The 13361-nt window shown below is 62.5% G+C and carries 16 protein-coding genes and 1 tRNA gene; 10 read left to right on the forward strand and 7 right to left on the reverse strand.

The annotated features are described in order from the left end of the window. Positions 1-112: 112 nt before the first annotated feature. A complete protein-coding gene (locus AC1RQK_RS34835; protein ID WP_492813942.1) occupies positions 113-1054 on the reverse strand; it encodes a DUF808 domain-containing protein in 942 nt (313 codons plus the stop codon). Positions 1055-1415: 361 nt separating this feature from the next. Between AC1RQK_RS34835 and AC1RQK_RS34840 the strand changes: the two genes are divergently transcribed. Both AC1RQK_RS34840 and AC1RQK_RS34845 read left to right on the forward strand, forming a co-directional pair. Beyond that, positions 1416-2084, forward strand: coding sequence for a class I SAM-dependent methyltransferase (locus AC1RQK_RS34840; RefSeq protein ID WP_492376376.1), 669 nt, complete (start codon positions 1416-1418; stop codon positions 2082-2084). A gap of 2 nt (positions 2085-2086) precedes the next feature. After that, a complete protein-coding gene (locus AC1RQK_RS34845; RefSeq protein WP_492813944.1) occupies positions 2087-2365 on the forward strand; it encodes a hypothetical protein in 279 nt (92 codons plus the stop codon). A gap of 291 nt (positions 2366-2656) precedes the next feature. On the opposite strand, the gene AC1RQK_RS34850 is transcribed toward AC1RQK_RS34845, so the two are convergent. From AC1RQK_RS34850 to lexA, 3 genes are all read right to left on the reverse strand, one after another. Continuing rightward, positions 2657-2732 (reverse strand) — tRNA-His (locus AC1RQK_RS34850). Positions 2733-2836: 104 nt separating this feature from the next. Beyond that, positions 2837-3007 (reverse strand): hypothetical protein, encoded by a 171-nt coding sequence (locus AC1RQK_RS34855; protein WP_170301734.1) that lies wholly within the window; start codon positions 3005-3007, stop codon positions 2837-2839. Positions 3008-3115: 108 nt separating this feature from the next. Further along, the gene (gene lexA / locus AC1RQK_RS34860; RefSeq protein ID WP_006163593.1) at positions 3116-3772 is read right to left on the reverse strand and encodes a transcriptional repressor LexA; all 657 of its coding nucleotides are present in this window, start codon (positions 3770-3772) and stop codon (positions 3116-3118) included. Positions 3773-4001: 229 nt separating this feature from the next. On the opposite strand from lexA, the gene AC1RQK_RS34865 reads away from it, so the two are divergent. The 8 genes from AC1RQK_RS34865 (at position 4002) to AC1RQK_RS34900 (ending at position 10137) form a co-directional block, all read left to right on the forward strand. Continuing rightward, positions 4002-5000, forward strand: coding sequence for an asparaginase (locus AC1RQK_RS34865; protein WP_492813947.1), 999 nt, complete (start codon positions 4002-4004; stop codon positions 4998-5000). A gap of 101 nt (positions 5001-5101) precedes the next feature. Next, positions 5102-5476 carry a 30S ribosomal protein S6 gene (gene rpsF, locus AC1RQK_RS34870; protein WP_006163598.1) on the forward strand — a complete coding sequence of 125 codons (375 nt, stop codon included), beginning with the start codon at positions 5102-5104 and terminating at the stop codon, positions 5474-5476. A 74-nt stretch (positions 5477-5550) separates the two neighbouring features. Continuing rightward, a complete protein-coding gene (gene priB / locus AC1RQK_RS34875) occupies positions 5551-5850 on the forward strand; it encodes a primosomal replication protein N (protein WP_043352030.1) in 300 nt (99 codons plus the stop codon). A gap of 3 nt (positions 5851-5853) precedes the next feature. Then, positions 5854-6132 carry a 30S ribosomal protein S18 gene (rpsR, locus tag AC1RQK_RS34880; RefSeq protein ID WP_006163606.1) on the forward strand — a complete coding sequence of 93 codons (279 nt, stop codon included), beginning with the start codon at positions 5854-5856 and terminating at the stop codon, positions 6130-6132. A 31-nt stretch (positions 6133-6163) separates the two neighbouring features. Further along, complete coding sequence (gene rplI, locus AC1RQK_RS34885) at positions 6164-6616, forward strand: 50S ribosomal protein L9 (RefSeq protein ID WP_150983655.1); 453 nt, start codon at positions 6164-6166, stop codon at positions 6614-6616. A gap of 267 nt (positions 6617-6883) precedes the next feature. Next, positions 6884-8275 carry a replicative DNA helicase gene (locus tag AC1RQK_RS34890; protein ID WP_043347242.1) on the forward strand — a complete coding sequence of 464 codons (1392 nt, stop codon included), beginning with the start codon at positions 6884-6886 and terminating at the stop codon, positions 8273-8275. Between the two features lie 211 nt (positions 8276-8486). Then, complete coding sequence (locus tag AC1RQK_RS34895) at positions 8487-9113, forward strand: DUF47 domain-containing protein (protein WP_043347240.1); 627 nt, start codon at positions 8487-8489, stop codon at positions 9111-9113. Positions 9114-9126: 13 nt separating this feature from the next. Further along, the gene (locus tag AC1RQK_RS34900) at positions 9127-10137 is read left to right on the forward strand and encodes an inorganic phosphate transporter (RefSeq protein WP_416048916.1); all 1011 of its coding nucleotides are present in this window, start codon (positions 9127-9129) and stop codon (positions 10135-10137) included. A gap of 105 nt (positions 10138-10242) precedes the next feature. On the opposite strand, the gene AC1RQK_RS34905 is transcribed toward AC1RQK_RS34900, so the two are convergent. The 3 genes from AC1RQK_RS34905 to AC1RQK_RS34915 all read right to left on the reverse strand — a co-directional run bounded on the left by AC1RQK_RS34905 (position 10243) and on the right by AC1RQK_RS34915 (position 13350). Further along, a complete protein-coding gene (locus AC1RQK_RS34905) occupies positions 10243-10920 on the reverse strand; it encodes a C40 family peptidase (protein ID WP_492376380.1) in 678 nt (225 codons plus the stop codon). Between the two features lie 75 nt (positions 10921-10995). Continuing rightward, a complete protein-coding gene (locus AC1RQK_RS34910) occupies positions 10996-11418 on the reverse strand; it encodes a hypothetical protein (protein ID WP_492376381.1) in 423 nt (140 codons plus the stop codon). Between the two features lie 210 nt (positions 11419-11628). After that, positions 11629-13350: a PhoH family protein gene (locus AC1RQK_RS34915; protein ID WP_492813951.1), complete on the reverse strand. Its 1722-nt coding sequence runs from the start codon at positions 13348-13350 to the stop codon at positions 11629-11631. Positions 13351-13361 lie beyond the last annotated feature (11 nt).

Here is a 13361-nt window from a genome sequence, read left to right on the forward strand (position 1 = left end):
TGTGAAAGTAGGTAATCGCCAGGCTCTCCCTTGAAACCCCCCAGTACGAAAGTACTGGGGGGTTTTGCTTTTGCGGCATCTGCTTTCGAATATCTCGAAAGCAAGAAATAAACTAGCTCGCCGATGGTCGCAGGGCGCGCATGCCAAGTTTCGCAATGGCGACTATAGCCGTGACCAGTGCACCCGCTACGATGCCCGTCAGTGCATTGATCAATACCGGGCCTAGCATTCCCAGGCCTGCTCCGATCATAGGTACCCCAGCCAGCATCTCAGTCGTGGGCCCTGCCAGATGATGCACGGCAGGAATACCGTGTACCAGAATCCCGCCCCCCACCAGGAACATCGCCGCTGTGCCGATCACGGACAGCGTGCGCATCAACCAAGGCGCCAGGCGCAGGATGCCGCGGCCAATGGCTCGCGCGCCGGCGGAAGCCTTCTGGCTAAGATACAGGCCAGCATCGTCCAACTTGACGATGCCCGCCACCAGGCCGTAGACGCCCACTGTCATGATCAAAGAGATGGTCGACAACACGGCCACCTGGGTGCCGAATGTCGCACCGGATACCGTCCCGAGCGAGATCACGATGATCTCCGCCGACAGGATGAAATCAGTGCGCACCGCACCGCGAATCTTGGCTTGCTCATAGGCAGCCATATCCGTCTCGGGATTTGCCGCTTGTGACGCTTCGGAATCGGTTTGTCCCTGAGTGGAATCGCTATGCAGGAAACGGTGCGCAATCTTCTCGAATCCCTCGTAGCAAAGAAAGGCGCCGCCAGCCATCAGCAGTGGCACGATGGCTGCGGGCACGGCAGCGCTGATCGCCAGAGCTGCCGGCACCAGAATCACCTTGTTGCGAAAGGACCCCAACGCTACAGCCCACACAACGGGTAATTCGCGCTCTGCCTTCACGCCGCTGACCTGCTGCGCATTCAAGGCCAGGTCGTCGCCTAGTACGCCGGCTGTTTTCTTGGCCGCCACTTTACTCATGGTGGCTACATCGTCGAGGATGGAGGCGATGTCGTCGATCAGCAGAAGCAGGCTGGTGCCGGCCATATCCAAGGTTCCCAAGTAGACGTAAGGAAAGCGCCCCGTCGCACGGAGGGCGCATAGCGCGATACTGTGCCACAGGCGTCGCAAGCGATGCGAACCATCGCCATTCCGGCGTCGCGCCTCTAGGGGGCTGGCAATTCAGGATGTGAATCGGAGCCGCCTGGGGCATCCGTCAAAAAAAAGACCGCCGGCGGGATAGCAGGGCGGTCTACGGGAAGTCTCGTCGGGGTCAAGCAACGAGTAATTGAAATATGCCAAACTACACGCCTGCTTGCTATCCGCCGTCGGTGGGGGGGGGCACGCTGCCTCTCTTGCCGAACATGAGCACAGAAGCGCCCCCATTGGGAGTGAGAAGGGGACATGAATGAGAAAAGCAGCAGCAAGTACTGCCGGATATGGCGAGAACGCGGCCGCATTGGTGCAGCAGTACGAGAGCCTCCAGTTCGACGATATCCACCGAGACGTACTGCACCTATTTCCACGTGAGCTCAGCAATATTCTGGATATCGGAGCAGGGTCAGGCCGCGATGCGGCCGCGCTCGCCCGCTTGGGACATCGGGTTGTGGCCGTGGAACCCACGGGCGAATTGCGTCGAGAGGGGCAACGCATTCACGCGGCATTGCCGATCGAGTGGGTGGATGATTCACTGCCACACCTGTCGGCGATGCGATCCAGGCGAGAGCATTTTGAGCTGATACTGCTGACTGCCGTATGGATGCATCTGGATGCCACCGAACGACCCATTGCGATGAACTCGATCGCGGAGCTGCTAGCGCCGGGCGCCACGATCATCATGTCGCTCCGCCACGGACCTATTCCCCGAGGTCGAAGGATGTTCGACGTTTCTGCCGATGAGACGCTGGCGCTTGGCCGAGCGGTTGGCCTGACCGAAAGCTACTGCGGGCAGCGTAAGGATACGCAGGGCCGGGACTCGATTTCCTGGAGCGTGATTGCCTTGCAGATGGCATGGCCGAGCGGTCCCGGGATGTCCGAAATGCTCATGCCCGGATCCGGGCGAGGCTTTGGGAGATAGCCATGGTTCAAAAGTTATTCCACGAACTGCCAGTGGATGAGCGCGAGGGTTTCGAGTCGGCTTGCGCACTGCATGGATTTGTACGAGAGGACTTCGATGTGGCTGCGGAGGAAGGCACTCCGTTGAGCGGCGGGCCGAATCGTATCTTGCGGGAGGTCATCGTCGCCCGTGTAGCCGGCGGCGAGGCTCGGCGCTATCCTGGCGGAGCTGGGGCCGCATGGACGGTGGCATTCGAGCAAGACCTGGAGCGGGATATCTTCGGCTTTCCTCTTGCCGATTAATTGAGCCGTCGGGCGCGCCCCCCGAACTCGCGGGCCCTCGTCGAGGACCCCAAGGCTGGCAGTCCGGCACCAAAGCCCAGCTGGAGGGGTAGAGGCCACTCTCGCGCGTGGGCAGCAATAATCCACCGCTGTGGGCCACAGCAAGAGGGGGAAGAAGGGATCTTGGCGCGCGCGAGTGCAGAAAACGAAAACGGCGCCAAGGGCGCCGTGGGAAAATTTCGCTTTCCGTGGGAAAGTTCGTATCGTGAAACGACTAGGTAAAGCGTAAGCCGTTGATACTAATAAGAATTCTGGGGTGGCTGATGGGACTCGAACCCACGACGACAGGAATCACAATCCTGGACTCTACCAACTGAGCTACAGCCACCGTCGATGTCGTTCTGCTTGGTGCCGAACGACGAAGAACAAGATCATACAATGCCAAAAGCCGGATGGCTAGTACTCTGCACAAATTTTTTTAGTGCCACCTGTTTAACCGGCCAGCTTGGAGGATTCCTCCAGCTCGAGCATTCGGCAGATAGCGGCCATGCTGCCAACCATGGTGCGTCGTTGCGCGCCCTGGTAGATGCGCACGCCTTTTGATTGGCGAAAGGGCACGGGCTTGACGGGGCGACGGGCGGAGAGGCGGTTGGCTGGCAGCATGGCTACACCTGGTGACTTGCAACAACAGTTAGCGGTACCCGCTACGCGGGTGCGTTGGCACAATCGGGTGTCGGCTTGTACGGGGATCGCCCGCCTCAGCCGCACTCGTCAGAAGGCGCCGGGGCGGATGAGGCCGACAGCGATGCCTTCTAGTGAGAACTCTTCGCGGCCGGCTTGCACGATGATGCTGGGGAAGTCGGGGTTCTCGGCGATCAGCTCGATGGTGTCGCCGCGGCGGTTGAGGCGTTTGACGGTGACGTCGTCGCCCAGGCGGGCGACGACGATCTTGCCGTTGGCGGCTTCGCTGGCGCGCTTGACGGCGAGCAGGTCGCCATCGAGGATGCCGGCGTCGCGCATGCTGAGACCACGCACCCGGAGGAGGTAGTCGGGCTGCACGTCGAACACCGATGCGTCGACCTGGTATTGGCGGTCGATGTGTTCGGCGGCAAGGATCGGGCTGCCGGCTGCGACGCGCCCGACCAATGGCAGGGTTAGCTGCATGACGCCAGCCATAGGCAGGGAGAACTGGTCGGGTAGCTCGGAGTCGCTACGGGAGACCTTGAGGCGAATGCCGCGGGAGGCGCCGGGGGTGAGCTCGATCACGCCTTTGCGGGCCAGGGCACGTAAATGTTCCTCGGCTGCATTGGGTGAGGAGAAGCCGAACTTGGCGGCGATCTCTGCGCGCGTGGGCGGAAAGCCCGTGTGCTGGAGGCTGCTGCGGATCAAGTCGAAAATCTGCTGCTGTCGCGGTGTCAGGGTCGCCATGGTCGCCGGTGTTTGAAAGCACTGTATGTTTAAACAGTATGCTGTGATTTTATACAGTATCGAGTGAAGTGCAAGCGGAATTTTTGGGAGTTTGCGCATTGACAGGTGCGTCCCGCGGGTCTTGGCGCGTGCCGTGGCGAGTGGGCGGAGGGTTACAATCCGCGGCACCTGAAGCGTCTTGCGTTGCGCACTGTTCAACTTTTCTGGGGCTCCCGAGCTCATTTCCGCCATGTCTCTCCTGCCTCGTGTCGTCGTGCTCGCTACCGGCGGCACCATTGCCGGTTCTTCTTCCAACCCAGCCAGCAGCGCGAAGTACCAGGCGGCGACGGTGCCGGTGACGGCGCTGCTCGATGCGGTGCCGGCGCTGGGCACGGTGGCGCGGATCGAAGCCGAGCAGGTTGCGCAGGTAGATAGCAAGGACATGTCGTTCGCGCTCTGGTCCAGGCTGGTGGAGCGCGTGGCGTTCTGGTCTGCGCAGCCCGATGTGTCGGGCATCGTCATTACGCACGGCACCGATACCCTGGAGGAGACGGCCATGCTGCTGCACCTGGCCTGCGTGGGTGGGGTGCCAGTTGTGCTGACGGCTGCGATGCGACCGTCGACCTCGTTGTCGGCGGATGGCCCGTTGAACCTGCTGGATGCGGTGCGCGTAGCGGCGGATGCTGGCGCGACGGCAAAGGGCGTGCTGCTGGTGATCAATCAGGAGATTCACGCGGGGCGCGACGTGATGAAGGCGCACACATCGGCGGTGAATGCGTTTGTGTCGCCGGTATCCGGGCCGATTGGTTTTGTTCAGGACAACCTCGTGCGCTTTGTGCGTACCCCCAGTCGCTTGCCGGCCAAGGCCTGGCCGGTCCCTTGCGCATGGCCGCAGGTCGAGATCGTGGCTAGCTATGCGGAGCCGGGGCGGATCGTGGTGGATGCCTTGGCGCAGGCGGGCGTGTCGGGCCTGGTCGTGGCGGCCGCTGGCAACGGGTCGGTTCACCAGTCGCTGGTGGAGGCGCTAACCGATGCTGCCGGCGCCGGCGTGGCAGTGGTGCGCAGTTCGCGCACAGGGGCGGGGCATGTGGCGATTCCAGCGCCTCCCCGGCCGGCTTCGGGCGTTTTTGTTTCGGCCGGCGACCTCAATCCTTATAAGACGCGTGTGCTCCTGGCGCTGGCTCTGGCTGCGGAGCCAGGACTGGCAAAGGATCCGGCGGCGCTGCAGGCGCTATTCACCGAAAACTGAGGCGGCTTGCTCCGGATGGTAAAAGCACGCTATACTTTAAGGCTATTCAACCTTGCTGCACCGGACATGGCGCTCGGGCAGCTTATCCAAAAGGAGCGTCAATGCGTCATTACGAAATCGTATTTATCGTCCATCCGGACCAGAGCGAACAAGTCCCGGCCATGATCGAGCGTTACAAGACGCTGGTCACGTCCCAGGAAGGCCAGATCCACCGCGTGGAAGACTGGGGTCGCCGTCAGATGGCCTACATGATCCAGAAGCTGGCCAAGGCTCACTACGTTTGCCTGAACATCGAATGCGGCAAGGAAACCCTGGCTGAACTCGAACACGCGTTCAAGTTCAACGATGCAGTGCTGCGCCACCTCATCGTTCAGACCAAGAAGGCTGAAACCGCACCGTCCCCGATGATGAAGGAAGTGCAGCGCGAAGAAGCTCGCAAGGCCGCGCAACAGACCAGCGAAGTCCAGGCCGCCTAAGTGCGGACTGTTGTGGTTGCCGCCGGCGTTGATCGCCGCGGCGGCAAGTGCGGGCATCGGTGCGGGAGAGTGCGTTGAACCAGTTAAGGCTCTGCGCAACGCTCGCGGAACGCGATGCCTTGCGTTACACCCCGGCCGGGGTCCCCGTGGTTAACTGCATCTTGCAGTACGCGGGCGAGACGGTCGAGGCGCAAACGCCCAGGCAGGTGGAGTTCGCCATCGCCGCCATGGGAATTGGTCAGATCGGCCAGCGGCTTGAGCGTACTCCGCTCGGCGCGATGCTCGACTGCGAAGGATTCCTGGCCCGCAGGCACCGCAACAGCAAGGCTCTCGTCTTTCACATCACTGGATGTAAAGCATTCGAAAAGGATTGAATCATGGCATTCGTCAAACGTGACAACAAGAACAAGAAGCGCTTCCAACAGCAAAACCCGCTGTTCAAGCGCAAGCGCTTCTGCCGCTTCACCGTGGCTGGCGTGGAACAGATCGACTACAAGGATCTGGACACCCTGAAGGATTTCATCGGCGACAACGGCAAGATCACGCCGGCCCGCCTGACCGGCACCAAGGCGCACTATCAGCGTCAGCTCGACACGGCCATCAAGCGCGCGCGTTTCCTCGCGCTGATGCCCTACACCGACCTGCACAAGAACTGATCGGCCCTAGGTCCGTTAAGGAGAAAACACGATGCAAATTATTCTGCTTGAAAAAGTCATCAACCTGGGCAACCTGGGTGACATCGTTCGCGTGAAGGACGGCTACGCCCGTAACTTCCTGATCCCGAACAAGAAGGCCCGCCGCGCTACCCAGACCGCTATCAGCGAGTTCGAAGTCAAGCGCGCCGAACTGGAAAAGGCAGCCGCTGAAAAGCTGGCAGCTTCGCAAGCTGAAGGCGAAAAGCTGAATGGCCTGACCGTGCAGATCACCCAGAAGTCGGGTGTGGACGGCCGCCTGTTCGGTTCGGTGACCAATGCCGACATCGCTGAAGCCCTGGCTGGCCAAGGCTTCAAGGTCGAGAAGGCGCAAGTGCGCCTGCCCAATGGTCCGCTGAAGGTTGTTGGCGACCACCCGGTCAGCGTCTCGCTGCACACCGACGTGCTGGTCGACGTGACGGTTTCCGTCCTGGGCGAACACGCCTAAGCATCGGCCTTGCTGCCGGTTTCCACTTGTCCTTCGGGCTGGTGGGAGCCGGATGCCAGCGCCGCTTGCTTGACCAAACAAAAAGGCAGGAGCATCGCGCTCCTGCCTTTTTGTTTGGCCGCGCCCCTTGCTTGCCTGATTGCCTGATTGCCCGACTGCTACGGGGCGGGGCCGGTTGTCCCGCCGTCACACGGCAGGATGCCCCCCCAACAGCCGGCTGCGAATTCTCCGCCGGCTCGCTGGCGTCGACCGTTATAATCCCCCCCTATGAACGCGCCTGTCGCAGACCCCCAACTAGACAATCTCAAGGTACCGCCGCATTCCATCGAGGCCGAGCAATCGGTGCTGGGTGGCCTGCTGCTGGACAATGCCGCCTGGGACCGTATCGCCGACTTCCTGAACGAAGCCGATTTCTATCGCTTCGATCACCGGATGATCTTCCAGAGCATCTCCCGGTTGATCGCCGCTACCAAGCCGGCCGACGTCATCACCGTCTACGAGTCGCTGCAAGGCGCTGGCAAGGCGGAAGAGGTGGGCGGCCTGGCCTATCTGAATTCCCTGGCGCAGAACACGCCTAGTGCGGCCAATATCCGCCGCTATGCGGAGATCGTGCGCGAGCGCTCGGTGCTGCGCAAGCTGGTGACGGTGGCCGACGATATCGCTACCGCGGCGTTCGCCCCCAAAGGGCGCGAGGTGCGGGAGTTGCTCGACGAGGCGGAATCCAAGGTGTTCGCCATCGCCGAGGAAGGCTCGCGCGGGCAAAAGGGGTTCCAGGAAATCCAGCCGCTGCTGACCCAGGTGGTCGAGCGCATCGACGAGTTGTACCACCGTGACTCGAGCACCGACGTCACCGGCGTGCCTACCGGCTTTATCGACCTGGACCGCATGACCAGTGGCATGCAGGCCGGCGACCTGATCATCGTGGCGGGGCGCCCCTCCATGGGTAAGACCGCATTCTCGCTGAATATCGGCGAGCACGTGGCGGTGGAGCAGGGCTTGCCGGTGGCTGTGTTCTCGATGGAAATGGCGGGCACGCAGCTGGCGATGCGTATGCTGGGCTCGGTCGGCCGGCTTGACCAGCACCGCCTGCGTACCGGCCGCCTGCTTGACGAAGACTGGCCGCGGCTCACGCACGCGATCCAGCGCATGAACGATGCGCAATTGTTCATCGACGAAACACCGGCGCTGAGCTCGATGGAGCTGCGCGCCCGTTCACGCCGGCTGGCGCGCCAGTGCGGCCAGCTCGGACTGATCGTCATCGACTACCTGCAGTTGATGTCGGGCTCGGGCGGCGGCGAAAACCGCGCCACCGAAATCTCGGAAATCTCGCGCTCGCTCAAGGGCCTGGCCAAGGAACTCAACTGCCCGGTGATTGCACTGTCGCAGCTGAACCGAAGCTTGGAACAGCGCCCGAACAAGCGCCCGGTGATGTCCGACTTGCGTGAATCCGGCGCTATCGAGCAGGATGCCGACGTGATCCTGTTTATTTACCGCGACGAGGTCTACAACCCCGATTCGCAGGACAAGGGCACGTCCGAGATCATCATCGGCAAGCAGCGTAATGGCCCGATTGGCACCGTGCGGCTGACGTTCCTGGGCCAGTTCACCAAGTTCGACAACTTCAGCGGTGGCCCCGCCTTCTTCGACAACGACAACTGAAGCCAGTCTTGGCGCGGCTTGCCGGGCATCGTGGCTCGGTGGCCACAGTCGATCGTGCCTGCCGCGTGTCAAAGTCCCCCGGCATCGCCGCACAAACCTGTAAAATATTGCGTTTTGATGACAGCCGCCCTCGGGCGGCTGTCGTTTAATGCGTATCCGCCTGATTCAGTAACTACCCGCGGCGCCCCCGCGCTTCGACAAGGAACATTCCATGTTCGGCCGATTCATGCCCACTGAGGGCAAGTTCTTCGAATACTTCAACCAGCATGCCGATTGCGCGGTGACCGCCGCCCGCGAGCTGGAAGTGCTGGTCAACGACCTGCCCAATGCCGAGGCCCACGCTCGCCGCGTGCAGGCCACGGAAAAGAAAGCCGACCGCATCACGCACGACACGATCGACCTGCTGCACAAGACCTTCATCACGCCGCTGGACCGCGATGAGATCCACAAGCTCATCACCACCATGGACGACATCCTCGACCTGATGGAAGACGTGGCTGAAACCATCTCGCTGTACGACGTGACCAGCCTGACCGATGAGGCGCGCAAGCTGGCCTCCATCTGCGTGCAGTGTTGCGACCAGGTCAAGATCGCGGTCGGCCTGCTCGAGGACATGAGCAATGCCGGCGCCATCCTGAAGACCGCGCAGCAGATCGACCAGCTCGAGTCCGAGGCTGATCGCGTGATGCGCGCCGCCATGTCCAAGCTGTTCCGCGACGAAACGGACGTCAAGCGCCTGATCAAGCTGAAGGCGATCTACGAACAGCTCGAAACCATTACCGACAAGTGCGAGGACGTCGCCAACATTCTCGAAGGCATCGTCCTGGAAAACGCCTGAGGCACAAATCGGCATGCAAACAATACAAATGAGCCTGTGGGTCATTGGCCTGCTGGTGGCTCTCGCCCTGCTGTTCGATTTCATGAACGGCTTTCACGATGCCGCCAACTCGATTGCCACGGTGGTGTCGACGGGCGTGCTCAAGCCGCACCACGCGGTGGCCATGGCGGCCATGTGCAATGTGGTGGCGATTTTCATCTTCCACCTGAAGGTGGCGGCAACCGTCGGCACTGGCACGATCGACGTCAACATCGTCGATCACTACGTGATCTTCGGAGCCCTGATGGGTGCCATTGCCTGGAACCTGATCACCTGGTACTACGGCATTCCCTCGTCGTCCTCGCACGCGCTGATCGGTGGCTTGGTTGGGGCTGCGGTGGCCAAGAGCGGCACCAGCGCACTGGTGGGCGGCGGTCTTCTCAAGACCGTGGCTTTTATCGTCATTTCGCCGTTGCTGGGCTTCCTGCTCGGCTCGTTGATGATGGTGATCGTGGCCTGGACATTCTTTCGTACGCCGCCGTCGCGGGTCGATCGCTGGTTCCGCAGGCTGCAGCTGGTCTCGGCATCGCTGTACAGCCTGGGCCATGGCGGCAATGACGCGCAGAAGACCATCGGCATCATCTGGATGTTGCTGATCGCCAGCGGCCACGTGGCGCAGGGCGGTGCGGAGCCGCCGATCTGGGTCATCGTTTCCTGCTACGTGGCGATCGGCATGGGCACCATGTTTGGCGGCTGGCGCATCGTGCGCACCATGGGCCAGAAGATCACCAAGCTCAAGCCGGTAGGCGGCTTTTGCGCGGAGACGGGCGGCGCGATCACGCTGTTCATTGCTTCGGCGCTGGGCGTGCCGGTGTCGACCACCCATACCATCACCGGCGCCATTGTCGGCGTGGGCTCGGTGCAGAAGATGTCGGCGGTGCGCTGGGGCGTGGCCGGCAATATCGTCTGGGCCTGGGTGCTGACGATTCCCGCATCCGCCTTCATGGCCGCCATCGCATGGTGGATTGGCCGGCAGATCCTCTAAGCCTCCGGGTCATCGGATTCTCGCTCGACAAGCAAACAAAAAGCCAGGCGCTATGCCTGGCTTTTTGTTTGTCGGGAATGCCGGAGCCGATGGCTATTGCGATGGCTATCGATTGGCGAACGCGGCAATCGGATCGTCATCCACGGGGGCCGGGGGCGCAACGGAAGGCGGCGGTGCTGCTGGTGCGGCCGGGGGCGCGACCGATGCCGGCGCCTGGTTGATTCCCGATGCAACCCGCCGCGCGCCGTTGTACCGGGAGGCCCAGTACGACTTGGTCATGTCCTCGAGCCGTACCGTGCCGCCGGTGGAGGGGGCGTGGACAAAGCGATTCTGCCCGACATAGATGCCGACATGCGAATTGGCCCGGCCGGTGGTATTGAAGAAAACCAGGTCGCCCGAGGCCACCTGGCTGCGCTCCAGCGAGACGCCGCGGTCGCCCATGGCTTCGGTGGTGCGTGGCAGGTTGACGTTGGCGGCGCGCAGCACCACATAGCGGACCAGGCCGCTGCAGTCGAAGCCCGAGTCAGGCGTATTGCCGCCGTAGCGATAGGGCGTGCCAACCAGCGACATCGCCTGGATGGAGACTTCTTCCAGCCCGGCGCTGGGATCCACCATGGGGGTGCCTGCCGGCCGCGGCTGGGCGCTATAGCGCCCAGGCGGCGTCGAAGCGCAGGCGGCGAGCAGCAATGCCGCCGCGCAAAGCAGGGGCAGGCGGGCAGTGTGGAAGGCGTGGGCCAGGCTGGGCACACGTCTTCCGGCAGGGGCTATCTGGCGCAGAGGCATCCTTCTTGGTCCGATCCCGGGCCAGGAGCCGTGGCGTGAGGGGTGCAGCGCGGCGAGGGTGCCTCCCCTGGCGCCTTACCAGCGCAATTGCGCGTTGTAGGTGCCCGTACTCACGTTGACCGACTTGGCCTGTCCCTTATAAGTCGCTTCGATATTGTAGCTGCCTTGCGGGGCCTTGATCAGGCACTTGGGCCCGGAAGCGGTAAAGCTGGCCACTTCGTGGCCTTCGCGCGTCATCTTGACGGCCACGTCGGCGAGGAATTCGCCGCGCTCCCCCTGGGTGAACAGCAGGCCCATGTTGAAGTTCTTTTGCTGCGCGGCCAGTTGCTGTTGTTCGTCCGCGGCAATGCCGCCGCAGACGTAGCTGACGGGTCCCATGGTGCGGATTACCATTTCGTCAGCGGCGAGCGCGGGACCCGCAAGCAACGCGGCCGCGGCAATTGCGACGCTGCTGGCCAGCGCGAGCCGCAGCGGTGTGTGGTGCAGATGGTTGTCCATCAATGTCTCCATCGATCCAACAAGCCGGGAGGGGCAAAAAAAAGCGCCCGCCAAGCGCCGGCACGCGAGATGCCGAAATGGCGGGCGCTCCGGATGCTTTGATGCTAGGCCACGCCGGCAGGCAAATCTGCCGGTCGTGGTCCTACAAGGCATCCGATGGTGCCAGAGGTTGCGAAAGCTTAGTCTTCAGCGATGATGCGCCCCCGCCCCTTAGAGGACATCCGCGGCATGGTCGGCCAGGCGCGAGCGTTCACCGCGCGCCAGCGTCACATGGCCACTGTGGCTCCAGCCCTTGAACCGGTCGACCACGTAGGTAAGGCCGGACGATCCTTCGGTCAGGTAAGGCGTGTCGATCTGCGCGATGTTGCCCAGGCAGATGATCTTGGTGCCGGGGCCGGCACGCGTTACCAGCGTCTTCATCTGCTTGGGCGTCAGGTTCTGGGCCTCGTCGATGATGACGAACTTGTTGACGAAAGTACGTCCGCGCATGAAGTTCATGCTCTTGACCTTGATGCGCGAGCGGATCAGTTCCTGGGTGGCCGCGCGACCCCACTCGCCGGCGCTGTCGTCGCTCTTTTGCAGCACTTCCAGGTTGTCGTCGAAGGCGCCCATCCAGGGCTGCATCTTTTCTTCCTCGGTGCCCGGCAGGAAGCCGATATCCTCGCCGACCGGCACGGTGGCGCGGGTGACGATGATCTCGTTGTAGAGCTTTTGGTCGAGCACCTGCTCCAGGCCCGCGGCAAGCGCCAGCAGGGTCTTGCCGGTACCAGCCTGGCCCAGCAGGGTGACGAAGTCGATCTCCGGATGCATCAGAAGGTTGAGCGCGAAGTTCTGCTCGCGGTTGCGGGCGGTCACGCTCCACACATTGTTCTTGTGGTGCGTGTAGTCCTTGAGCGTTTGCAGCAGCGCGGTCTTGCCGTTGATCTCCTTGACCTGGGCGTACAGCGGCAGGCTGCCGTCGCTGGGTTCCAGGAAGACAAACTGGTTGACCAGGAAAGAAGGCACCAGCGGGCCTGTCAGGCGATAGAACATCGCGCCGGACTTCGGGTCCTGCCAGCTTTCCACCCCCTTGCCATGCTTGGCCCAGAAGTCGTTGGGCAGCAGCATCACGCCCGAGTACAGCAGGTCCTTGTCCTCGAGGACCTGGTCGTTGAAGTAATCCTCGGCGGGCAGGCCGAGCGCGCGCGCCTTGATGCGCATGTTGATGTCTTTCGACACCAGCACGACCTGGCGCTCCGGGAACTGCTGCTGCAGGGCGCTGACCACGCCCAGGATCTGGTTGTCCGCCTTGCCCTGCGGCAGGCCGTCGGGCAGCTTGATCTCATTGAGCTTGGTTTGCAGGAACAGCTTGCCCTGCGCGTCGCGGTTGCCCAGCTTGGCGAGCGGCAAGCCGTCGTCGAGCACGCCGTCGGTGCCGCCCACCAGCGCATCGAGGGTGCGGCTGACGGTGCGGGCGTTGCGCGCGACTTCGCTCATGCCCTTCTTGTGGTTGTCCAGCTCCTCGAGCGTCATCATCGGCAGATAGACGTCGTGCTCTTCGAAGCGGAACAGAGAGGACGGGTCGTGCATCAACACATTGGTGTCCAACACGAACAGCTTGCTGGGGCCGGTGTGTTTCTGCATGCGACGGTTGGTCGTGCCGGGGGCCTTGGCGGGAGCCTTGGGCACGGCGGCCAGCGACGGCACGGACTTCAGCGCGGACGGCGGCGCATCCTTGGTGCGCGCTCGCGTCGAACCGCTGGCGCGGGCCACCACGGCCGGCGCATTTTCCGCTTTGCTAGTTCCGGTTTCCAGCAAGGCCACACGCTCCAGCGCCGGCACAGGTTTCTTACCCTGCGACGCTGATTTGGCCTTAGTCAGCTTGGTCACCGGGGCGAATTCGCTCGGGTCAAGCAATTGGGCAGGCTTGGCGGGCATGGTCGGCAGCGGCATGCTAGGCTTTC

The organism is Cupriavidus sp. GW822-FHT02D05 (genome assembly GCF_058802485.1).

Bases quoted from the DNA above. Each gene is read 5' to 3' on its own strand.
- AC1RQK_RS34835 (WP_492813942.1), bottom strand. From the start codon at position 1,054: ATGGCCGGCACCAGCCTGCTTCTGCTGATCGACGACATCGCCTCCATC.
- AC1RQK_RS34840 (WP_492376376.1), top strand. From the start codon at position 1,416: ATGAGAAAAGCAGCAGCAAGTACTGCCGGATATGGCGAGAACGCGGCC.
- AC1RQK_RS34845 (WP_492813944.1), top strand. From the start codon at position 2,087: ATGGTTCAAAAGTTATTCCACGAACTGCCAGTGGATGAGCGCGAGGGT.
- AC1RQK_RS34855 (WP_170301734.1), bottom strand. From the start codon at position 3,007: ATGCTGCCAGCCAACCGCCTCTCCGCCCGTCGCCCCGTCAAGCCCGTG.
- lexA (WP_006163593.1), bottom strand. From the start codon at position 3,772: ATGGCGACCCTGACACCGCGACAGCAGCAGATTTTCGACTTGATCCGC.
- AC1RQK_RS34865 (WP_492813947.1), top strand. From the start codon at position 4,002: ATGTCTCTCCTGCCTCGTGTCGTCGTGCTCGCTACCGGCGGCACCATT.
- rpsF (WP_006163598.1), top strand. From the start codon at position 5,102: ATGCGTCATTACGAAATCGTATTTATCGTCCATCCGGACCAGAGCGAA.
- rpsR (WP_006163606.1), top strand. From the start codon at position 5,854: ATGGCATTCGTCAAACGTGACAACAAGAACAAGAAGCGCTTCCAACAG.
- rplI (WP_150983655.1), top strand. From the start codon at position 6,164: ATGCAAATTATTCTGCTTGAAAAAGTCATCAACCTGGGCAACCTGGGT.
- AC1RQK_RS34890 (WP_043347242.1), top strand. From the start codon at position 6,884: ATGAACGCGCCTGTCGCAGACCCCCAACTAGACAATCTCAAGGTACCG.
- AC1RQK_RS34895 (WP_043347240.1), top strand. From the start codon at position 8,487: ATGTTCGGCCGATTCATGCCCACTGAGGGCAAGTTCTTCGAATACTTC.
- AC1RQK_RS34900 (WP_416048916.1), top strand. From the start codon at position 9,127: ATGCAAACAATACAAATGAGCCTGTGGGTCATTGGCCTGCTGGTGGCT.
- AC1RQK_RS34905 (WP_492376380.1), bottom strand. From the start codon at position 10,920: ATGCCTCTGCGCCAGATAGCCCCTGCCGGAAGACGTGTGCCCAGCCTG.
- AC1RQK_RS34910 (WP_492376381.1), bottom strand. From the start codon at position 11,418: ATGGACAACCATCTGCACCACACACCGCTGCGGCTCGCGCTGGCCAGC.
- AC1RQK_RS34915 (WP_492813951.1), bottom strand. From the start codon at position 13,350: ATGCCGCTGCCGACCATGCCCGCCAAGCCTGCCCAATTGCTTGACCCG.